A 19,927-nucleotide genomic window follows, 5' to 3' on the forward strand; every position below is an offset into this window, starting at 1 on the left:
GCACACACAGCCGCCGGGTCATCCCCGGCGGCTTTTTTCATGCCGGTGGCTGTCCGGATCGCGCAGGGCGCTGTCCTGCTCGCGAGCGCAGCGGCCAGGGTGGCCGGTCAGACTCTGGGGCCTAGCCCTGGAGTCTCCCATGCTCAAGCAACCCCAGACCAAGTACCAAGCCTTCGCCGCGCCCCACCTGCCCGATCGCCAATGGCCGGGCCGTCAGCTGACCGGAGCGCCGCGCTGGTGCTCCACCGATCTGCGCGACGGTAACCAGGCGCTGATCGAGCCCATGGGACTGGAACGCAAGCGGCGCTTCTTCGCCTTGCTGCTGGCAGTGGGTTACCGGGAAATCGAGGTGGCCTTTCCGGCGGCGTCCCAGACCGATTTCGCCTTCGTGCGCGAACTGGTCACGGCGGACGGGCTGCCGGACGATCTCTGGCTGCAGGTGATGACGCCGGCGCGCCACGAGCTGATCGACCGCACCTTCGCGGCCCTGGTGGGCGTACCCCGGGCCATCGTGCATCTCTACAACGCCACCGCGCCGCTGTTCCGTCGGGTGGTGTTCGACCAGGATCGCGCCGCCACCCTGGCCATGGCGGTCGCCGGGACCCAACGCGTACGCGCCCGGTGCGACGCCCAGCCGGAAACGGCCTGGACCTACCAGTATTCACCGGAGACCTTCTGTTTCACCGAGGCGGACTTCGCTCTGGAGATCTGCCAGGCGGTCCGCGAGGCCTGGCAACCGTCGGCGGAGCGCCCGCTGATCCTCAATCTGCCGGCGACGGTGGAGGTGGCCACCCCCAACGTCTATGCCGATCAGATCGAGGGTTTCATCCGCGGCCTGGGGCCGGCGCCCCATGTGACCATCAGCGTCCATCCGCACAATGACCGGGGCACCGGGGTCGCCTGCGCCGAACTGGCCCAGCTGGCCGGGGCGACGCGGGTGGAAGGCTGCCTGTTCGGCAATGGCGAGCGCACCGGCAACGTGGACCTGGTGACCCTGGCGCTGAATCTCTACAGCCAGGGCATCGCGCCGGGGATCGACTTCTCCCGCCTGGAAGAGGTGGCCAGCGTGGTGGAAGCCTGCAACCAGCTGACGATCCACCCGCGCCATCCCTATGGCGGTCGTCTGGCCCTGGCTGCCCGCTCGGCGCAGAGCGCGGCCCTGGGGCTCATCGATCCAGCCGAGCTGGGCCGGGTGGCGGGCTAGGGACGACAGGCAGTTCCGTCCGGCCCCGATAGGCCGAGGGCGACACGCCCAGCACCTGGCGGAAGCGGGTGGCGAAGGCGCTGGGACTGGCATAGCCGTGATCCAGGGCCACGTCGACGACGGCATGGCCGGCGGCCAGCGAGGTGAGACTGGAATCCAGTCGCGCCCGCTGCAGCCACTGGCCAAAGCTCAGGCCGGTCTCCTTGAGAAACAGCCGGCTCAGGGTGCGTTCGCTGACCGCCAGCCGCTTGGCGGCCCGGGTCAGCGTCCAGCGTTCGCCTGGGTGCTGGCGCAGGTGGCGGCAGAGCTCGGCGAGCACGGCATCGCTCGGCCAGGGCAGGTGCAGCCCGGCAGTGGGCGAGCCCTGCAGTTCGTCGAGCATCAGCTGCAGGATGTGCCGGGCGCGGCCCTCGGCTGGCCTGTCGACCGGCAAGGGTAGGGCGGCGAGGATGAGTTCCCGCAGTAGCGGCGAGACGGCGATCAACTGGCAGCGCGTTGGCAGATCGGCGCGCACCTGGGGGTCGACGAACAGGGTGCGTACCTCGACGCGCCCCAGCAGGTGCAGGTCGTGCTCTTCGCCCGCCGGTACCCAGACGCCACGCTCCGGCGGCACCACCCAGCGCCCCTGGGCGGTGTTGACGATCACCACGCCGCACTGCGCATGGATCAGTTGCGCCTGGCGATGGCTGTGGGGTGGCACCCGATCGCCATGCGCGAAGTCCTGGGCCACGGCGTGCAACCCATTGCATGAGCTGAAGTCGATGAGCATGGCCGTCAGGAGGGCGTGCGGCCGGCCAGCCACTTGCCCAGCAGGGCGTCCAGCTGCTGCTGCTCGGCCTCGTTGAGGGTGGCCAGGGCGCGGCGCTCATTGTCCACGTGGGCGGCCATCAGGCCGTCGATCAGGGCGAAGCCCGCAGGGGTGAGCGCCACCAGGGTGCTGCGGCGGTCCTCGGGATTCTTGCGGCGCTCGATCAGGCCGGCACGCTCCAGCCGATCGAGGCGATTGGTCATGCCGCCCGAGGAGATCATGGCCGATTCATAGAGCACCGTCGGACTCAGGGCATAGGGCTCGCCGGCGCGCCTCAGGGTCGCCAGGACGTCGAATTCGCCATAGTGCAGCTGGTGTTCGTCGAAGAAGGGCTGCAGGACATCGCGACTGAGCACCTGGGCCACCTCGCCCAGACGACCCACCAGGCGCATGGGCAGGGGATCCAGGTCGGGGCGTTCGCGGTGCCACTGGTCCACGGCGAATTCGGCGCGATCGGCCATCGGCTTACCTCGGGAATATATCTTGATGTTAAGATACTTCTCGTCAAGAGAAATACCGCGTCACTTTGGAGATTGTCCATGCTTTCCGCGTCATCATCATCCCCGACCACGCCCGCACCGCGCCAGGATGCTTTCCTCGCCGTGCTCTTGGTGCTGCTGGTCGGCCTCAATCTACGGCCCATTCTGGCCGCCATCGGTCCGCTGCTGGATGGTATCCAGGCCGCGACCGGCCTGGAAGGCAGTGGTGCCGGGGCGCTGACCACCCTGCCCATCGCCGCCATGGGGCTCTGCGCCCTGGGTGGCGCGCGCTTACAGGTCTGGCTCGGTGAGCGCCGCGGCATTGGCCAGGGCCTGCTGCTGCTGGCCCTGGCCAATGCCTTGCGCTGGGAAGAACCGAGCGGCCTGGGGCTGATCCTCACCGCTGCCCTGGGCGGCGTCGGCATCGCTCTGGTACAGGCGCTGATCCCAGCCTATATCCGCCGCTGCCATCCGCAGCGCACCAGCACCCTGATGGGGCTCTACACCACCGGTATCATGGGCGGCGCGGCCGTGGCGGCGGCCACCGCGGCACCCCTGGCCGAGCAGTGGGGCTGGGCCCAGGGTCTGGCGCTCTGGACCCTGCCGGTGCTGCTGGCGCTCGGCATCTGGCTGGCCCTGGCCCGTCCGGATGCGCCAGCGCAGGGCGCAGCACCTCGCGCGCAACCCTGGCGTCAGCGCCAGGCCTGGCTGTTGCTGGCCTTCTTCGGCATCGGCACCGCGGCCTACACCCTGGTGCTGGCCTGGTTGCCGCCGTACTACACCGGCCTCGGCTGGCAAGCCGCCGACAGCGGTCTGCTGCTGGGCGGCGTGAGTCTCGCCGAGGTCAGCGCCGGTCTGTTGCTGTCGGCCACCATCGCCCGGCTGCGCAATCGCCGGCCGCTGGTGCTGGGCGTGCTCGGCGTGGTGCTGCTGGGACTGCTGTGTCTGGCGCTGGCGCCGCTGCAACTGGCGGTGCCCACCGCCATCCTGCTCGGTCTGGGCATCGGCGCGCTGTTTCCGCTGTCCTTGATCCTGGCGATGGACCAGGTGCGCGATCCCGCCGAAGCCGGGGCCCTGCTCGGCTTCGTCCAGGGCGGTGGCTATCTGATCGCTAGCCTGGCGCCGCTGGCCGCCGGCATCCTGCGCGACTACCTGGACAGCCTGGCCAACGCCTGGCTGCTGATGGCGGTGGGCGTGGTGCTGCTGATGGGCCTCGGTCTGCGTCTGACCCGACCCGCGCGGCCGGTCTTGGCGCGCGGCTTCCAGCAGGTCTAGCCGTGTAAACCTAGCCCGCGCGCGGCAGGCGCAACTCCACCCGAAGGCCGCCCCGGGCGCGATTGCTGAAGCTCAGGGCACCACCCAGGCGGCGGGTGATGGTCTCGACGATGGCCAGCCCCAGCCCGGCGCCCTGGGGATTGCCGGCACTGTAGAAGCGATCGCACAGCCGCGTGAGCTCGGCCTCGTCCACCCCGGGGCCGCGATCCTCCACCCGCAGCAGCACGCCGTCGTCCTGGCTGGCCTCGATGCCGACCTCCACCGCACTGCCGGCAGGGGCGAAGGCCAGGGCGTTGGTGACCAGATTCTGCAGGGCGATGGCGATGGCATCCGGATCGCCCAGCACCGGTGATCCGGCCTGGGCCGCCAGCACCAGTTCCACCTGATGCTTGAGCGCCAGGGGCGTCAATTCCGCCAGCTCTTCGCGCACCAGGGGTTCCAGGTCCAGCGCCTGGACCTGGGCGGCGCCGGGTTCCAGCCGCGCCAGGGTCAGCAACTGGCTGGCCAGACGGGTGGCTCGACCGACGCCCTGGCGCAGATAGCCCAGGGCTTCCTCGCGCTCTGCCGCCGTCTCGGCGTGCTGGGCGTTCTGCGCATGCAGATCGAGGATCGCCAGGGGGGTACACAATTCATGGGCGGCGTCGGCGATGAAGCGGCGCTCGCGCTCGAGCAGGGCGCGCAACTGGGCGAGCTGGTGATCCAGGGCGCCACGCATGGGCTGCAGCTCCGGCGGCAACGGTCCGGCCGGCAGCGGCGCCAGGCTGTGGGGGTCGCGCTCGCGCAGCTTGCGGGCGAAGTCCTGCAGCGGTCGCAGGCCCCAGCCCAGCAGCAACCAGAGCACCCCGACCAGCAGCGGCAGGCCCACCAGGGTCGGCCAGAGGGTATGGCTGACGATGCGCTGGATCAGATCCTGGCGCAGGTCCTCGCGCTCACCGACCCAGATGCGCAGGCCGCCATTGGCCGTACGCACCAGCATTCCGCACCATTCGCGACCGTTGTCGAACACCTCGTGCAGCCCCTCGGGCGGCACCTCGGCCAACCGCGGCGCCTGGCCGGACCGGGCCAACAACTGGCCGTCCGCGCTCTAGATCTGGAAGGTCAGCTGATTCTCGTAGGGGTGCGCCGGTACGCTGCCGGGAACGGGTTGCATGGCCCGGTCGAACACCCGGATCAGCTCCGGCCAGCGATCCGCCGCCGGCGTACCGGCCTGCAGCAGGCCTTCCAGCAGGCGTGCGCCCTGGACCAGTTGGGCGTCGTAGATGCCCTCGATCTCGCGATGGCTGTCGCGCAGGGCCAGCAGGGCGAGGGCCAGACTGCCGGCCAGCACCAGGGCCAGGGTGGGGGCGAGGATGCGGGTACGGATGGCGATCATGGCTGACGCTCCAGCAGATAGCCCACCCCGCGCACGGTGCGGATCAGGCCGCTGTCGAGCTTCTTGCGCAGGTTGTGGATGAGCACTTCCAGGGTGTTGCCCGAGGCCGCTTCCTGCCAGCCATAGAGCGCATTGCTCAGCCGCTCGCGGGTGATGACGGCGCCCGGTCGCAACAGCAGCTGGTGCAGCAGTTGATACTCCATGGGGGTCACCATCACCTCGGCGCCGCGATAGTGCACTGCCTGGCTGGCCGGATCGAGGCTGATGCCAGCGTGCTCCAGCAGCGGTTGCGCCCGGCCACAGCTGCGGCGGATCAGGGCCCTTAGGCGCGCCTTGAGTTCGTCCAGGTCGCAGGGCTTGACCAGATAGTCGTCGGCGCCGGCATCCAGGCCCTGGATACGATCGGCCTTGGCATCGCGGGAGGTGAGTACCAGCACCGGCACCTGGCCGTCGGGTCGACTGCGCAGGTGGCGCAGCAGATCGAGGCCGTCCAGCCGTGGCAGACCCAGGTCCAGCAGCACCAGGTCGAAGCGTTCGGACGCCAGGGCGTGCTCGGCGGCCAGGCCGTCGGCCACCCAGTCCAGGGTATAGCCCTCGCCGCGCAGGGCCATGCGGATGCCCTGGGCCAGGGCCGCATCGTCTTCCACCAGCAGTACCCGCACGCCTGTCTTCCTCGCTCTGCCATGCCGCCAGCCCGTCATCATCGCCGCGAAGACCGGGCGCCGGCGAGGGCGACTGTTACCGGGCGTTGCATGCCGAGGCTGGTCTGAACAGTCGCCGAGCGAAGATCAGGCGAGGCGCAACGATCAACGGGAGTAACAGCTAATGGCTACCCGAAGGGTGAGTGCCAGCGAAGCGAATCCAGGAGGAAGCGGATCGGCCTCGCGCGCGAAGTTACGAGTGGTAAATGAGCATTCCGACCCAGCGGATTTTTAACGCAGCCTGGGCTGGCGCAGGCACTGTTCAGACAAGTCTAGGCGCAGTGCCCGTCGAGGGTGCCGGGCGGATCTACCTGCACCGTCACGTGCTGCAACCCATGGCGACTGCGCAGCAGCTCGCCCACCAGGGTCGGCAGACGCAGGGGGTCGCTGCCCGGCGCCGGGGTGATGTGCAGGGTGGCGATGCGGGTTTCGTCGGTCAGCGTCCAGACGTGCAGATGACCCACCTCGGCCACCTCCGGCAGGGCACGGACCGCCGCCGTGGCACCGGCCGTATCGAATTCTCGCGGCGCGGCCTGCAACAGCACCGCGCCGGCATCGCGCACCAGGGTCCAGGCCGATTTGACGATGAGCAGGGCGACCAGGATCGACAGCGCCGGATCCAGCCAGGTCCAGCCGGTCCAGAGGATGCCCAGGGCGGCGACGATGGCGCCCACCGAACCCAGCAGGTCGCCGGCCACGTGGAGCAGCGCGCCGCGCAGATTGCTGTCGTCCTTGTGCCCGCCGTTCAGCACCAGGAAGCCAACGATATTGACCACCAGACCGATCACCGCCACCACCAGCATGGGGCCGGACAGCACCTCGGTGGGCTCGCGCAGCCGCATGATGGCTTCCCAGCCGATCCACAGGACCAGCAGCAACAGCGCGACGCCATTGGTCAGGGCGGCGAGGATGCGCACCCGGTGGAAGCCATAGGTGAAGCGGGCATTGGCCGCCTTGGCCGCCACGCGGTAGGCCACCAGGGCCAGCAGCAGGGCGGCGGCATCCGAGACCATGTGCCCGGAATCGGCGATCAGCGCCAGGGAGCCGGACCACCAGCCGCCCACGGCTTGGACGATGGCGTAGCCAAAGGTCAGGACGAAGACCAGCTTGAGCTTGCGCTCGTTGTCGGCGGTGACCCGCGGGGCATGGGCGTGACCATGGCCGTGATCGTGGCCATGCTGGTGATCGTGATCGTGATCGTGATCGTGGTGCGGGGTGGAGCCACTCATCTACAGGTCTCCGAAGGGTTGAGGAGGCAGCGGGCAATAGCTTTTCTGTGACCATCCTGAAGCCTGAAGTGACTTCAGGGTCAAGCCGGCCTCCTACCGGCTGACCGCCTGGTCATCTGTTACCGCGCATGAGCCACTAAGACTTCATTAAGGTTCGCCCCTCAGGGTAGCGGCTTCCTGTCATTGGAGCCCGCTCATGGCCGCTCGCCTTCGCTTCCCCTTGCGCTTGCGCAGGGCCCCCTGATGCTGCTCGCGACGTTTTCCCGCCCCCGCGCCACGGGTTGGCGGCACTGGCGCAATCTGCTGGCCTTGAGCAGCTTGAGTTGCCTGCTGTTGCTGGCCGACGACTTCCTGCAGCAAGGCTTCACCCCCAACAACCGCGCCGAGCTGGAGGCGGGCTATGTAGCCGCGCTCTGGGTGTTCAGCCTGGCGCTCTGGTTGAGCCAGCTGCCACGCCTGGCAGTGGCCATCCTGCTGGGGTTCGCGCTGATGCAGCTGTTGCAGCTGGGCAACCTCAGCTTTTTCGGTGAGCCGCTCAGCGCCATCGATATCCAGGCTCTGCTGGGTGACACCACCGAGGTGCGCCAGACGCTCTGGCTCAGCCTCCCCGAGCACTGGCCGGTGCTCCTCTGCGTGGGCCTGCCCTATGGGCTGCTGATCGCCTTGCATCTCTACCTGCCGGGCCGGGTGCCGCTGCCGGCCAGTCGCTGGGCGCTGCTGTTGATCGCCGCGGTGCTGCTGTCCAAACCCTATCGCGCCACCTATCGCAACCTCGATGCCTTCGTGCCCAGCCCCAGTCGCAGCGGCCTGCACAACAGCCTCAATGCCTTTTCCGCCTGGGCGGTGCGCCTGGCCGGGCGTGATGACGTCGTCCTGCCGCCCACCGCCTATGCGCCCTATGGGCTGGCCCAGGTGCCCAGTACCGCGCGACACGTCTGGCTGGTGGTGGCCGATTCCCTGCGCAGCGATCAGCTGGGCGCCTTTGGTTACGAACGCGATACCACCCCTAAGCTTTCGGCCTACCTGGCGGACAATCCCCAGGCGCTGATCCGCCCCGGGGTAGCGGCAGGGGTGGCCACCGACGTCAGTCTGCCCTATCTATTGAATCCCATCCGCGAGCCGGGCCAGGACCAGCGGTTGCGCAGCGGCGAGATCAATCTGTTTCGCTTCGCTCAGGCCGCCGGCTTTCGCACCCATTGGCTGTCGTCCCAGGAATCCAAGTTGCTGGCGCACCTGGGCAGTCGCCACCTGGACGTTTCCATCACCCGCGAGGACCATCCGCTGCGCTTTCTGCAGCGCCAGGATCGCGCCCTGCTGGAGATCCTCGACGAACAGCAGTGGGCGCCACGCAATTTCGTGGTGCTCAACCTGCGCACCGCGCACCTGCCCTATGCGCAGAACTATCGGCACGAGACCACGCCCGCGCCCTGGCCGGACAGCGGCGCCGAGGGCCAGGCCAATGCCTACAACAATTCCCTGCACTACCTGGATGGCCTGCTCGCCGAGATTCTCGCCGACTTCGATCGTCTGGACGGCGAGCGCTATCTGATCATCACCGGCGACCACGGTCAGCGGCTGGGGGAGGGGGGGCACTGGGGCCACAACGACCTGGTGCCCGAGGTTAGCGATGTCCCAATGATCGTGGTGGCGCGCGATGCCCCGACCGAGGCCCTGGCCGAACTGCAGGACGAGCGCTGGATCAGTCACTACGAAGCCGGCAGCTGGCTGGCGGAGCGTCTGGGTACCCGCATCGACAATCCCAATCGCCGCCCGGAGGAGTACTTCGTCCATGGCAAGCTCTTGTTCAGCGACAACTTCGTGCAGCGCGTCTGCGAATCGCCCACCGGCCTGGTGCACCAGCCGCCGCAGCAACTGAGTAAGTTGCTGCTGGACACCTCGGCGGCGCCCTGCGGTTAGTGCCGTTGCCGTCTTACCCTCGGCAACGGGGCACCGCTACACTGCCGGCGCCTTTTCACCTCAGTAGCAGGACCTCGTCATGTCTTCCGCCTCTCCTATTCCCCGCTATGCGCGCAGCGCCCGCTTGCTGCACTGGCTCATGGCCCTGCTGGTGTTGCTGGCCTATGTACTGATCACCAACCGCGGCCAGTTCGAGCGGGGTTCCCTGGAGCGCCAGTGGGTGGTGCTCAGTCATTTCTGGGTCGGTCTGCTGGTCCTGGCTCTGGTCCTGCCGCGACTGCTGGTGCGCCATCGCCATCCGGTGCCGCCCATCACGCCGCCGCTGGCTGCGGGGCTCGCGCAGGTGAGCCGACTGACCCACTATGCCCTCTATGCCTTTCTGCTGGCCCAGCCGCTGCTCGGGCTGTTCACCGTCTGGCTGACCATCGGCGCGGTGAAGATTCCTTCCAGCACCTGGGCCTTGCCTTCGCCCTTTCCCGTGGATCCGGAACTGGCCAAGTCGCTCAAGGGCGTGCACCTCTGGCTCGGCCAAGCCTTCTACTGGGTGATCGGCCTGCACGTGCTGGCCGCGCTCTGGCATCACCTGGTGCGCAAGGACGACACCCTGAGACGCATGCTCTAGCGCGGATCGAGGGCGATGATGCGGTCGCGCCCGCCTTCGGCCAGCAGGTAGCCGTCGCCTCGCGGCAGCAGCGCCTGGGGTGCGCGCAGGAAGGTCAGGATGGCGCGCGGGTCTGACTGGCGATCCCAGAGCAGCAGGCGGGCGCGGTGGGTGGAGTCTTCGCTGATCCACAGGCCGCGATGGTCGCAGAGCAGAAAGCTCGGTTCGCGCAAATCGCTTAGCGCCGGCGGATCACGGCCATCGTCGCTCAGCTGGCGCACCAGGCCACGGGATTTCTCGGTATAGAAGGCACTGCCATCCGGGCAGCGGGTAAAGGACTCCGCCTCGTCCAGGTGGTCGCGCAGCACGGTCAGGCTGCCATCGGCGGCGTCGTAGCGCAGCAGGCGTCCCTCGCCCTTGCGGTCTTCCACGGCATAGAGGCGCTTGCCTTCGGCCCAGAGGCCCTGGGCGTTGATGCCGATGAACAGATCACGACTGCCAGTGGCGTCGAACCAGCGGATCGGATGGGTGCCGCCTTCCTGGCTGTAGGCGAAACCCTCTTGGTAGGGCACCAGGCCATCGGGCTTGTACAGGCCCGCGCTGAGCACGCTGCGCCGGCCCTGGGCATCGATGCGCAGCAGGCGACCCTTGCCGTCCTTGAGTTCTTCCGCGGTGAGCAGGGCGTCGCCCTGCCAGGCCAGGGCGCTGGCCTTGGCGATATCGGCATGGGCCACTTCGTAGCGCCAGCCAGGCGCGGCCTGGGCCGGCCAGAAGCGCTGCCAGGCGAGAAAGCCCAAGGCTGCCAGCAGCAGAGCGACCAGGACGAGGAGGGCGCTACGCCACAGCCGGGCCATCAGGCGACGACAGCGGCCAGGTGTTCATGGAGGATGGCCGCGCCGATCACGATCAGCACCACGCCGCCGAGCATCTCCGCGCGCTTGCCCACAAGATTGCCCATCACCCGGCCCAGCATCACCCCGGTGGTGACCATGACCATGGTGGCGAGCCCGATGGCCAGGGCGGCGGTAATGATGTTGACGTCGATGAAGGCCAGGCCCACGCCCACGGCGAGGGCGTCGATGCTGGTGGCCACGGCGGTCAGGGCGAGCAGCAGGAAGGAGTGCTGGCGGGGCTTCTCGGCTTCGGCTTCGGGCGCGCCGAAGCCGGCCCAGATCATGCGCAGGCCAAGCACGGTGAGCAGGGTGAAGGCGATCCAGTGATCCCAGGGCTGGACGTACTGCGCGGCGGTCAGGCCGATGGCCCAGCCGATCACCGGAGTGATGGCTTCAATGACGCCAAAGATGGCGCCGGTGCGCAGGGCTTCACGCAGGCAGGGCTTGTGCAGGCTGGCACCCTTGCCGACGGCGGCGGCAAAGGCATCGGTGGACATGGCGAAGGCCAGGAACATCAGGGAAGCGGGGTTCATCGTCACAGCGCCGACCGGGCTCGATCCACAAGACACCCCCGCACGCCCGGCATGGCGCGGTGATGCCTCTGGTCTCGCCAACCCTGACCGGCTGTCCTGACCACGGCGGTTGCCGAGTATGTTGATCAGAACGCTTTCCACCGCAGTGGAAGCAGGCTACTCCCCAAAGAGGCCGCCACCTTACCCATCCGGATAGAGAAAGTCTATCTTGTAGATAGTTCTAATATATATAGCCTTGGCTAAATTCCTCCTGCCAATTCGCTCGCGCAGATGCGCCAGGAGGCCTGCGAGGCCCGCCATAACTGGGTCGCGGCCACAGCACAGGCTGCCGGGGCGACCGCGGGCGGCGGACAGGCGTGTCGTCTGGTGACCGCTGGAGGTCGCCGGTGGAAGCCGGCCGGAAGGTAGGCGGCCTCTTTGCCATCCACAGCCTAGGGCAGATGGGTCCGAGCGGTCTGCTGCAAGGCCTGGGTGCGGACACCTTCGCTTGCCAACGCAGGAGCTGTCGCCGCCGCTCTCAATGATGGCGCTCTGCCGTCCCCGTTTCGTCATGCCGCTGACACTTAATTGTCACATTTCGGCAATAGCCTAGCGCCAGCCCTCACTAGGTAATGGAGCCACCATGAAACGCACGTTCAGCCTCTCTCTGTTGTTGTCGGCCTTTTGCCTGAGCACCGCCGCTCACGCCGTGGATGTCACGGGCGCCGGCTCGAGCTTCGTCTTCCCCGTTCTGTCGAAGTGGTCGCAAGGCTTCAGCGAGAAGACTGGCAACCGTATCAACTACCAGTCCATTGGCTCCGGCGGCGGCATTGCCCAGATCAAGGCCGGCACCGTGGACTTCGGCGCCACCGACGCCCCCATGAGCACCGACGACCTGCAGAAGGGTGGCCTGGGCCAGTTCCCGACCATCATTGGCGGCATCGTCCCGGTCGTCAACGTGGAAGGCATCGAGCCCGGCAAGCTGAAGCTCGACGGCCCGACCATGGCCAAGATCTTCATGGGTGAGATCAAGACCTGGAACGACCCGGCCATCGCCGCGCTGAACCCCGGCCTGAAGCTGCCTGAGGGCGCCATCACCGTGGTGCGTCGTTCCGACGGCTCGGGTACCTCCTACAACTTCACCAACTACCTGGCCAAGGTCAGCCCGGAGTGGAAGGAGAAGTTCAACTTCGGCACCACCGTCAACTGGCCGGTCGGTGTAGGCGGCAAGGGTAACGAGGGTATCGCCGCCTACGTGAAGCAGATCAAGGGCTCCATCGGCTACGTCGAGTACGCCTATGCGCTGACCAACAAGATGTCCCATGTGCAGCTGAAGAACGCCGCCGGCAACTTCGTGCAGCCCGACGCCAAGAGCTTCCAGGCCGCCGCCGCCACCGCCGACTGGAAGAGCGCCAAGGACTTCAACCTGCTGATGACCAACGCCCCGGGCGCCGATGCCTGGCCGATCACCGCCACCACCTGGATCGTGATGTACAAGGAACCCAAGAACGAAGAGCGCAGCAAGGTCGCCTTCGACTTCTTCAAGTGGTCCCTGGAGCATGGCCAGAAGGATGCCGCGGCCCTGGATTACGTCCCGGTCCCGGATGCCCTGGTCCAGCAGATCGAAGGCTACTGGGCGTCCGACTTCAAGAAGTAAACACGCCTGTCCCGCCGCCTGGATCCCCTGGGGTCCAGGCGGTTTCGCGCGTCCTTCCAGGTAGACGGAAAGCTCCATGACCGACCAGACCCTGCCCCTCTCCGCCGCTCAGGAACAGCGCATCCGCCGGGATACCCGCGCCGATGTCTGGTTCCGCCGGCTCCTGTTTTCCGCCGCGCTGCTGGTACTGCTGGTACTGGTCGGCGCCGCCGCGTCCACCCTCTGGGGCGGTCGCCACGCCTTCATGACCTTTGGCCTGGACTTCATCACCTCGGCCGAATGGGATGTCGGGGCCGAGAAGTTCGGTGCCCTGGTGCCCATCTACGGCACCCTGATGACCTCCTTCATCGCCCTGCTGCTGGCCGTGCCTACCGCCTTCGGCATCGCCCTGTTCCTCTCCGAGATCGCCCCTACCTGGCTGCGCGGTCCGGTGGCCACGGCGGTGGAACTGCTGGCCGGTATCCCCTCGATCATCTACGGCATGTGGGGCCTGTTCGTCTTCGGCCCCTTCATGGCCGCGCACATCTCGCCCTTCATCAACGACTACCTCGGCGCCATCCCGGTGATCGGCGTGCTGTTCCAGGGACCGCCGCTGGGCATCGGCATGCTGACTGCCGGCATCATCCTGGCGATCATGATCCTGCCCTTCATCACCTCGGTGATGTACGAGGTTTTCCGCAGCGTGCCGGCCCAGCTCAAGGAATCGGCCTATGCGCTGGGGTCCACCACCTGGGAAGTCTGCTGGGACATCGTGCTGCCCTACACCCGCTCGGCGGTAGTCGGCGGCGCCTTCCTCGGCCTGGGTCGCGCCCTGGGCGAGACCATGGCGGTGACCTTCGTGCTGGGCAACGCCCACCAGTTCTCCCTCTCGCTGATGATGCCGAGCAGTTCCATCGCCTCGGTGATCGCCAACGAATTCAACGAGGCCTACACCGATCTGCACCGCTCTTCGCTGATCGCCCTGGGCTTTTTGCTGTTCGTGGTGACCTTCTTCGTGCTGCTGGCGGCACGGCTGATGCTGACGCAACTGTCGCGCAAGGCAGGTAACTGATGCACATCGACGCCTATCTCTATCGCAAGCGGCGGATCAAGAACGGCATCGCGCTGATCTTTGGCAGCGCCGCCGCCGTGCTCGGCCTGGGTTTCCTGGCCTGGATCCTTGGCACCACCCTGATCAAGGGCGTCAGCGCCCTGAGCCCGGCCATCTTCGTCGAGATGACGCCGCCACCCGGCGCCACTGACGGCGGTCTGGCCAACGCCCTGTTCGGCAGCGTGCTGATCACCCTGCTGGCCACCGCCATCGGTGCACCCATCGGCATCCTCGCCGGCCTCTGGCTCGCCGAATACGCCCGCCACTCCAAGCTCGGCCTGGTGGTGCGTTTCGTCAACGACATCCTCTTGTCGGCGCCGTCCATCGTCATCGGCCTGTTCATCTACACCGCCGTGGTGGTGACGCTGAACCAGTACTCCGGTGGCAGCCTGGGCTTTTCCGGCTTTGCCGGCTCCCTGGCGCTGGCGATGCTGGTGGTGCCGGTGGTGACCCGTACCACCGACGAGATGATGCAGCTGCAGCCGCCGGCCATGCGCGAAGCGGCCCTGGCCCTGGGCATCCCCCAGTGGAAGGTGACTCTGCAGATCCTGCTGCGTGCCTCCCGCGCCGGCGTGGTGACCGGGGTGCTGCTGTCGATCGCCCGCATCACCGGCGAGACCGCACCGCTGCTGTTCACCGCCTTCGGCAACCAGTACTGGAACGCCGACGTGCTCAAGCCCATGGCCACCGTGCCGGTGACCATCTTCCAGTTCGCCATGAGTCCGTTCGAGAACTGGCAGCACCTGGCCTGGGCCGGCGCCCTGCTGCTGACGCTGTTCGTGCTGTTCCTGAACCTTTCCTCTCGCTTCTTCTTTCGTAACCGGGATTCCAAGTGACTACCATGCAGACGCAGATACCGGAACTGCAGGCGCGCGACGTCGGCTTCCGTTACAAGGGCCACCAGGCGCTCAAGTCGATCAACCTGGACATCGCGGCCAAGCAGATCACCGCCATCATCGGCCCGTCCGGATGCGGCAAGTCCACGCTGCTGCGCATCTTCAACCGCATCTACTCGGAATACCCGGGGCTGGAAGCGACCGGCGAGATCCTCATGGACGGGGAGAACATCCTCGATCCCAAGTACTCGCTGAGTCGCCTGCGCAGCACCATCGGCATGGTGTTTCAGAAGCCGGTACCGTTCCCTATGTCCATCGCCGACAACGTCGCCTATGGCATTCGCCACCACGAGCGGCTGTCCCGGGTGGAGCTGCAGGATCGGGTCGAGCAGGCCCTGCGCGGCGCGGCGCTGTGGGATGAGGTCAAGGACAAGCTCAATCAGAGCGCCCTGGGGCTCTCCGGCGGTCAGCAGCAGCGCCTGTGCATCGCCCGTACCATTGCCCTGCGTCCGCGGGTGCTGCTGCTGGACGAGCCGACCTCGGCCCTGGACCCCATCTCCACCGCGCGCATCGAGCAACTCCTGGCCGAACTCAAGCAGGAGTTCACCGTGGTCATCGTCACCCACAACATGCAGCAGGCGGCGCGTTGCTCCGACGTCACCGCCTTCATGTACCTGGGCGAGCTGATCGAAGTGGACAAGACCGACAAGATCTTCACCAAGCCGGACAAGAAGCAGACCGAGGACTACATCACCGGTCGCTTCGGCTGAAAATCTCGCCGGGGCTCGCAAGGCCACTCCTCGAAGTGGCCTTTTTCATGGGTGGCTGAAAAGCGGCGAGCTAGGGCCTCTGGTCGTCCTCATCCTTCCCGGTCCGCAGCGGAGCCGTTCGGAACGGATGAATCTTTGGTTAAATTTTGCTTTAGATTCAGTGACTTGAATTAAAACCTTTATGTTCCTGCAAGCAAAACGACATCTCTTCTGCCGAGACTGACCCAGCTTTGTGACGGGCTGCACCGCCAGCCACTACCACCTGGATTGTCTTGAAAGGAGATCTGCCGATGTCTGTTAACCCTTATCGATTCACGGCGCTGTTCTCGGGCGTGCTCCTGGCCACCTGCTCAGCCACCGCGAGTGCCGCTGTCGATGAGAAACTGCTCGACATGCTCAAGGCCAATGGCTCCATCACCCCGGCCCAATACAGCGAATTGCGCGGCGACCTGCAGCAGGAACAGCAGGCGCGTGCCGCCCAGGTCGCCCAGCAGCAGAAGACCTCCGACTTCGAGAAGAAGCTGGCCTGGGCCGCCAAGACCCAGATCAAGGGCGACGTGCGGGTGCGCCACGAGAGCATCGACATCAGCGGCGAGCCGGACAACGGCCGCGACCGTGAGCGCCAGCGTATCCGCGCGCGGCTGGGTGCCTACAGCGAGATCAATCCGCAGGTGAACACTGGCATCCGCATCGCCACCGGCGGTGGCGACGACGCCCGCTCCACCAACCAGGATCTGAACAACTACTTCAACAAGAAGCAGCTCTGGCTGGATCAGGCCTACATCGACTACCACCCCACGGCAGTGCCGAATCTGCACCTGGTGGGCGGCAAGATGGGCCAGCAGTGGGTCAGCACCGGCGACGTCATCTGGGACGCCGACATCAATCCCGAAGGCCTGGCCGGCACCTACAAGTACGACCTGGGCGGCGGCGCCGAGCTGTTCGGCAGCACGGGCTACTATGTGCTCAAGGACAACGTCGACGGCGAAGGCTATGAATTCAAGCATGACCTGCGCCTCTACGCCGGTCAGCTGGGCAGCCGCTTCAACCTGGGCGATGCCGCCAAGCTGATGGTGGGCGGCAGCGTCTATGCCTACGACAAGGAGCAGGACAGCGCCTGCCCGACCACCGGTTCGGTCACCGCGCCCTGCGCCCTGGCGGTCAATGGCAACACCACCGACCGCTTCCAGCTCTACGAGGGCTTCGCCCAGCTGGACCTGACCAAGCTGTGGGTGCCGCTGTCCTTCTATGGCCAGTACGTGGTCAACGACAAGGCCGACGACGGCGAAGACACCGCCTGGCTGCTGGGCGCCAAGACCAAGCTGATGCAGCGGGTCGGGCTGGAATACAACTACCGCGATGTCCAGCGCAACGCCGTGGTGGGTGCCTTCACCGACTCGGACTTCGGCAACGGCTCGACCGGGGCCCGCGGCCACAAGCTCAAGCTCGGCTACGACATCGACAAGAACTTCGGCGTGGGCCTGACCTACTTCCTCGCCGAGTCCGATACCGCCAGCCGCTTCCGCCGCGACGCGGACGTCAAGACCCTGCAGCTGGACCTGGAAGCCAAGTTCTAACCACGGCCCTAGGTCGTGCTCCTCTTGAACCGCCCTCGGGCGGTTCTTTTTTGCCTGCTCGGTGGAGAGGCTCGCCTAAAAAATGTTGGGCTTCGCTGCGCTCACCCAACCTACGCTGGAGCCGCTCCTCCCCCTATTCCTCCGGGAGAGGGCCGGGGTGAGGGAAGCTCCCGCCTACCAACTGATGGAGAGGCTCGCCTGAAAATGTTGGGCTTCGCTGCGCTCAACCCACGCCGGAGACGCTCTGCCCCCTCTCCCTCTGGGAGAGAGCCGGGTAAGGGAAGCTCCCGCCCACTACCGCTCGACCCTGATCTCCACCAGCTTGCCATCGATGAACTTGAGGTGGCGGGAGGCGCCGTTCTCCGGGCCATAGGTCCAGAACTGGGTCTCGGCCGCATTGAACTTGGGCACGTTGTTGTTACGCAGGGCAGGGTGATTGACCTTGCGCTCGGCCGGGGCGCCGCAGGCGGCCAGGACCTGCTCGACGCTGTCACCTTCTTCGACGAGATTCTGTCCGCAGCGCAGGCTGGCCTGGGCCAGCAGGGGCAAGAGCAGGGCAGTCAGCAGCAGGTGACGAGCGCGCATGGGAACTCCGAGAGGTTCTGGCAGAGGACGTTGCCTTCAGCCTAGCCGTTATCGCTGGCGTGGGGCGCTTTGGCAAAGCCACGACTCAGATAACGCGAGCCGGCCAGGCCGAAACGCCAGGGCACCTCGCGGGCGCGGCTGATACCGATGCGCGGGCCTGCGATCACCGCCACCGCGGCGGTCGCCGGCTCCAGCAGAAAGGGCGGTTCCGCCAGCGACAGGCCGTCGTGACTGCCATCGATGCCCAATGCCTGGCACAGCCGGCCGGGACCGGCGCAGAGCAGGCGATCGGCCAACCCGCCTCGGCGTTCGCGCATCACCTCCAGCCCCCACAGCGGCTCCAGGGCGCGGATCAGCACCCCCGCGCCATGGCCAGCCTCGCGGCAGACCAGATTGAAGCACCAATGGATACCATAGGAGCGATAGACATAGGCATGCCCGGGCGGACCGAACATGGCCTTGTTGCGCGGCGTGGGGCCGGAAAAGCTGTGAGAGGCCGGATCTTCGCCGTCGTAGGCTTCGGTCTCGACGATCAGGCCGCCTACACCTTCGAGCCTGAAAGTCGCACCGATCAGTTGCCGGGCGACCTCGTCCACCGGGCGGGTGAAATCCAGGTCGCTCACGCCTCGGGCTCCGGCTCTTCCAGGATCAGCGCCGCATGCACCATGGCCAGGTGGCTCAGGCCCTGAGGGAAGTTGCCCAGGGCCGCGCCGTCACGGGGATCGCGCATCTCGGTCATCAGGCCGACGCCATTGAGACTGGCGGCCAGGACCTCGCGCATCAGCTCGCGCGCCTGGTCCACCTCGCCCAGCACGGCATGGGCCTCGACCATCCAGTAGGAGCAGGCCAGGAACGCACCTTCTTCCTGCTCGGCACCGCTATAGCGATAGACCAGAGGTCCATGGGCCAACTCGCGGCGGATGGCCGCCAGGGTGCTGACCGAGCGCTCACCGCCGTCGAAGCCGAAACGGATGCCGAGCAACAGCCCGGCGTCCAGGCGCTCGGTACCGGCATAGAAGGTGTAGGCCTGCTTGCGCTCGCTCCAGCAGTGTTCGTTGACCCAGTCGCGGATGCGGTCGCGCTCGCGCTCCCAGCGACCGCACATGGCGTCGGGGATGTGGCCGTCGCGGGCCAGGGTCACGGCGCGATCCAGGGCGAACCAGCAGCCCAGCTTGGACAGGGTGTAGTGGCGCTCTTCAGGCAATTCCCACATCCCGGCATCCGTCTGCCGCCAGCCATCGGCGCAAAGGTTGGCCAGATCGGTGAGCAGGCTGGCGGTGGCGAAATCCAGCACATGGCCCTTGCTGGCATAGAGGCGGAAGGTCTCCAGCAGATCGCCATAGAGACTCAGCTGACACTGGGCGCTGGCGCGATTGCCGACACGTACCGGCTGGGAGTCGCGATAGCCGGGTACGGGGATGGTGCGCTCTTCCGGTGCCAGTTCGCCTTCCAGAGTGAAGCAGGTATGCAGGCGATTGCCGTGGCGGCGGATGACGTTCTGAATCCAGGCCAGGGCCGCCTGGGCCTCGCCAAGGGCGCCCAGACGCAGGAAGGCCTTGATGGTAAAGACCGCATCGCGCACCCAGGCATAGCGGTATTCGTAGTTCTTGTCGCCGCCGATGCGTTCCGGCAGCGAGGTGGTGGCGGCGGCGACGATGGCACCGGTGGGCGAGTAGAGCAGCAGCTTGAGCGCCAATGCCGAGCGCTTCACCTCGCAGAGGAATTCGCCCTGATAGGCGAAGCCCTGGGCCCATTCACGCCAGGCCTGATCGCTGCGGTCGATGCGCTGGTCCACTTCGTCCAAGGACGGCACCACGAGGGGTTCGTTCTCGGTCGCGGTCAAGGCCAGGACACTGCGTTGCCCTGCCTCCAGTACCAGTCGCGCCACCAGCCGGCGATCGTCGCACTCGAGGATCTCCAGCCGTTCGCAATAGCGCAGGGTGGCCATCACGCCATCGACGTGCATGACCTCGCCATTGGGCGTGCTGCGCATCCAGGGCGAGACGGTCTGGCCCTGGGTCCCGGGTACCAGCTCGATACGCAATTCGACCCGTCCGGAGAGGCCTTCGACGCGACGACCCAGTTCGCACCAGGGCAGGCGTCCGGCCGAGCCGCTGTTGAGCGATTCGGTGAGGCGCACGCTGCCCTCGGCGGTGTGAAAGCAGGTTTCCAGGACGTTGCTGTCTTCGCGGTAGGCCCGCTCCACGCGATAGTGGGCGACCGGGGCGATCGAAAAGAAACCGCCCGCTGGGGCGTCCAGCAGGCGGTCGAACAGCGGTGCGGAATCCATGTTGGGGACGCACCACCAATCCAGCGAGCCATCCGGCGCCACCAGGGCGACCGAACGGCCATCGGAGAGGGCGGCGTAGCCCGCCAGGGGCGCGTAGCCGTCCTGGCGAGCGGGGTCGAAGGCCGCCACGG

18 protein-coding genes, 1 pseudogene and 1 riboswitch are annotated in these 19,927 nt (G+C 66.9%); of the genes and pseudogenes, 9 read left to right on the top strand and 10 right to left on the bottom strand.

The annotated features are described in order from the left end of the window. Window positions 1-139: 139 nt before the first annotated feature. Window positions 140-1,204, top strand: coding sequence for a 2-isopropylmalate synthase (locus tag LRS53_RS11255; protein ID WP_231355934.1), 1,065 nt, complete (start codon window positions 140-142; stop codon window positions 1,202-1,204). Here LRS53_RS11255 and LRS53_RS11260 read toward each other — a convergent pair. Both LRS53_RS11260 and LRS53_RS11265 read right to left on the bottom strand, forming a co-directional pair. Continuing rightward, the gene (locus LRS53_RS11260; RefSeq protein WP_231355935.1) at window positions 1,167-1,973 is read right to left on the bottom strand and encodes an AraC family transcriptional regulator; all 807 of its coding nucleotides are present in this window, start codon (window positions 1,971-1,973) and stop codon (window positions 1,167-1,169) included. The two genes, LRS53_RS11255 and LRS53_RS11260, sit on opposite strands and share 38 nt — an antisense overlap. Window positions 1,974-1,978: 5 nt before the next feature. Further along, on the bottom strand, window positions 1,979-2,473 hold the full coding sequence (locus tag LRS53_RS11265; protein ID WP_231355936.1) for a MarR family winged helix-turn-helix transcriptional regulator: 495 nt from the start codon (window positions 2,471-2,473) through the stop codon (window positions 1,979-1,981). Between the two features lie 78 nt (window positions 2,474-2,551). On the opposite strand from LRS53_RS11265, the gene LRS53_RS11270 reads away from it, so the two are divergent. Then, entirely contained in the window at window positions 2,552-3,766 is a 1,215-nt protein-coding gene (locus LRS53_RS11270) for an MFS transporter (protein WP_231355937.1), read from the top strand. 10 nt (window positions 3,767-3,776) lie between these two features. On the opposite strand, the pseudogene LRS53_RS11275 reads toward LRS53_RS11270, so the two are convergent. From LRS53_RS11275 to LRS53_RS11285, 3 genes and pseudogenes are all read right to left on the bottom strand, one after another. Then, a pseudogene (locus LRS53_RS11275) lies at window positions 3,777-5,138 on the bottom strand (ATP-binding protein). Then, a complete protein-coding gene (locus LRS53_RS11280; RefSeq protein WP_231355938.1) occupies window positions 5,135-5,800 on the bottom strand; it encodes a response regulator in 666 nt (221 codons plus the stop codon). Before LRS53_RS11280 ends, LRS53_RS11275 begins: the two are co-directional and overlap by 4 nt. A gap of 311 nt (window positions 5,801-6,111) precedes the next feature. Then, window positions 6,112-7,068 carry a cation diffusion facilitator family transporter gene (locus LRS53_RS11285; protein WP_231355939.1) on the bottom strand — a complete coding sequence of 319 codons (957 nt, stop codon included), beginning with the start codon at window positions 7,066-7,068 and terminating at the stop codon, window positions 6,112-6,114. 243 nt (window positions 7,069-7,311) lie between these two features. Between LRS53_RS11285 and LRS53_RS11290 the strand changes: the two genes are divergently transcribed. Next, the gene (locus tag LRS53_RS11290; RefSeq protein ID WP_231355940.1) at window positions 7,312-8,985 is read left to right on the top strand and encodes a phosphoethanolamine transferase; all 1,674 of its coding nucleotides are present in this window, start codon (window positions 7,312-7,314) and stop codon (window positions 8,983-8,985) included. Window positions 8,986-9,064: 79 nt separating this feature from the next. Then, window positions 9,065-9,607, top strand: coding sequence for a cytochrome b (locus tag LRS53_RS11295; protein WP_231355941.1), 543 nt, complete (start codon window positions 9,065-9,067; stop codon window positions 9,605-9,607). On the opposite strand, the gene LRS53_RS11300 is transcribed toward LRS53_RS11295, so the two are convergent. Beyond that, the gene (locus tag LRS53_RS11300; RefSeq protein ID WP_231355942.1) at window positions 9,604-10,440 is read right to left on the bottom strand and encodes a hypothetical protein; all 837 of its coding nucleotides are present in this window, start codon (window positions 10,438-10,440) and stop codon (window positions 9,604-9,606) included. The genes LRS53_RS11295 and LRS53_RS11300 overlap by 4 nt on opposite strands. Further along, entirely contained in the window at window positions 10,440-11,012 is a 573-nt protein-coding gene (mntP, locus tag LRS53_RS11305; protein WP_231355943.1) for a manganese efflux pump MntP, read from the bottom strand. The genes LRS53_RS11300 and mntP overlap by 1 nt, the downstream gene beginning before the upstream one ends. Before the next feature lie 9 nt (window positions 11,013-11,021). Beyond that, a riboswitch (yybP-ykoY riboswitch) is annotated at window positions 11,022-11,184 on the bottom strand. Window positions 11,185-11,634: 450 nt separating this feature from the next. Here mntP and pstS point away from each other — a divergent pair. The 5 genes from pstS to LRS53_RS11330 all read left to right on the top strand — a co-directional run bounded on the left by pstS (window position 11,635) and on the right by LRS53_RS11330 (window position 16,921). Beyond that, window positions 11,635-12,648 carry a phosphate ABC transporter substrate-binding protein PstS gene (gene pstS / locus LRS53_RS11310; RefSeq protein ID WP_231355944.1) on the top strand — a complete coding sequence of 338 codons (1,014 nt, stop codon included), beginning with the start codon at window positions 11,635-11,637 and terminating at the stop codon, window positions 12,646-12,648. Window positions 12,649-12,724: 76 nt separating this feature from the next. Next, window positions 12,725-13,699, top strand: coding sequence for a phosphate ABC transporter permease subunit PstC (pstC, locus tag LRS53_RS11315; protein ID WP_007160736.1), 975 nt, complete (start codon window positions 12,725-12,727; stop codon window positions 13,697-13,699). After that, complete coding sequence (gene pstA, locus LRS53_RS11320) at window positions 13,699-14,574, top strand: phosphate ABC transporter permease PstA (RefSeq protein WP_017638706.1); 876 nt, start codon at window positions 13,699-13,701, stop codon at window positions 14,572-14,574. Before pstC ends, pstA begins: the two co-directional genes overlap by 1 nt. A 5-nt stretch (window positions 14,575-14,579) precedes the next feature. Continuing rightward, window positions 14,580-15,344 (top strand): phosphate ABC transporter ATP-binding protein PstB, encoded by a 765-nt coding sequence (gene pstB, locus LRS53_RS11325; RefSeq protein ID WP_017638707.1) that lies wholly within the window; start codon window positions 14,580-14,582, stop codon window positions 15,342-15,344. 290 nt (window positions 15,345-15,634) lie between these two features. Then, window positions 15,635-16,921, top strand: a complete 1,287-nt coding sequence (locus LRS53_RS11330; protein WP_331275300.1) for a putative porin — start codon at window positions 15,635-15,637, stop codon at window positions 16,919-16,921. 294 nt (window positions 16,922-17,215) lie between these two features. Here the strand turns inward: LRS53_RS11330 and LRS53_RS11335 are convergent, their stop codons facing one another. From LRS53_RS11335 to LRS53_RS11345, 3 genes are read right to left on the bottom strand one after another with little or no spacing between them, the layout of a single operon-like run. Beyond that, window positions 17,216-17,506, bottom strand: a complete 291-nt coding sequence (locus LRS53_RS11335; protein ID WP_231355945.1) for a DUF2845 domain-containing protein — start codon at window positions 17,504-17,506, stop codon at window positions 17,216-17,218. A gap of 41 nt (window positions 17,507-17,547) precedes the next feature. Then, a complete protein-coding gene (locus LRS53_RS11340; protein ID WP_231355946.1) occupies window positions 17,548-18,129 on the bottom strand; it encodes a DNA-3-methyladenine glycosylase in 582 nt (193 codons plus the stop codon). Next, the gene (locus LRS53_RS11345) at window positions 18,126-19,925 is read right to left on the bottom strand and encodes a glycoside hydrolase family 15 protein (RefSeq protein ID WP_231355947.1); all 1,800 of its coding nucleotides are present in this window, start codon (window positions 19,923-19,925) and stop codon (window positions 18,126-18,128) included. The genes LRS53_RS11340 and LRS53_RS11345 overlap by 4 nt, the downstream gene beginning before the upstream one ends. Window positions 19,926-19,927: the final 2 nt, after the last annotated feature.

Origin of the sequence: Pseudomonas sp. PLB05, from assembly GCF_021106615.1 — a bacterium.
GTDB classification, from domain to species: Bacteria; Pseudomonadota; Gammaproteobacteria; order Pseudomonadales; family Pseudomonadaceae; genus Chryseomonas; species Chryseomonas benzopyrenica.

Coding starts and splice junctions, on each gene's coding strand:
- LRS53_RS11270 (WP_231355937.1), top strand. CDS start 2,552: ATGCTTTCCGCGTCATCATCATCCCCGACCACGCCCGCACCGCGCCAG.
- LRS53_RS11265 (WP_231355936.1), bottom strand. CDS start 2,473: ATGGCCGATCGCGCCGAATTCGCCGTGGACCAGTGGCACCGCGAACGC.
- LRS53_RS11285 (WP_231355939.1), bottom strand. CDS start 7,068: ATGAGTGGCTCCACCCCGCACCACGATCACGATCACGATCACGATCAC.
- pstB (WP_017638707.1), top strand. CDS start 14,580: ATGCAGACGCAGATACCGGAACTGCAGGCGCGCGACGTCGGCTTCCGT.
- LRS53_RS11335 (WP_231355945.1), bottom strand. CDS start 17,506: ATGCGCGCTCGTCACCTGCTGCTGACTGCCCTGCTCTTGCCCCTGCTG.
- pstS (WP_231355944.1), top strand. CDS start 11,635: ATGAAACGCACGTTCAGCCTCTCTCTGTTGTTGTCGGCCTTTTGCCTG.
- LRS53_RS11290 (WP_231355940.1), top strand. CDS start 7,312: ATGCTGCTCGCGACGTTTTCCCGCCCCCGCGCCACGGGTTGGCGGCAC.
- LRS53_RS11330 (WP_331275300.1), top strand. CDS start 15,635: ATGTCTGTTAACCCTTATCGATTCACGGCGCTGTTCTCGGGCGTGCTC.
- LRS53_RS11300 (WP_231355942.1), bottom strand. CDS start 10,440: ATGGCCCGGCTGTGGCGTAGCGCCCTCCTCGTCCTGGTCGCTCTGCTG.
- pstC (WP_007160736.1), top strand. CDS start 12,725: ATGACCGACCAGACCCTGCCCCTCTCCGCCGCTCAGGAACAGCGCATC.
- mntP (WP_231355943.1), bottom strand. CDS start 11,012: ATGAACCCCGCTTCCCTGATGTTCCTGGCCTTCGCCATGTCCACCGAT.
- LRS53_RS11255 (WP_231355934.1), top strand. CDS start 140: ATGCTCAAGCAACCCCAGACCAAGTACCAAGCCTTCGCCGCGCCCCAC.
- LRS53_RS11260 (WP_231355935.1), bottom strand. CDS start 1,973: ATGCTCATCGACTTCAGCTCATGCAATGGGTTGCACGCCGTGGCCCAG.
- pstA (WP_017638706.1), top strand. CDS start 13,699: ATGCACATCGACGCCTATCTCTATCGCAAGCGGCGGATCAAGAACGGC.
- LRS53_RS11295 (WP_231355941.1), top strand. CDS start 9,065: ATGTCTTCCGCCTCTCCTATTCCCCGCTATGCGCGCAGCGCCCGCTTG.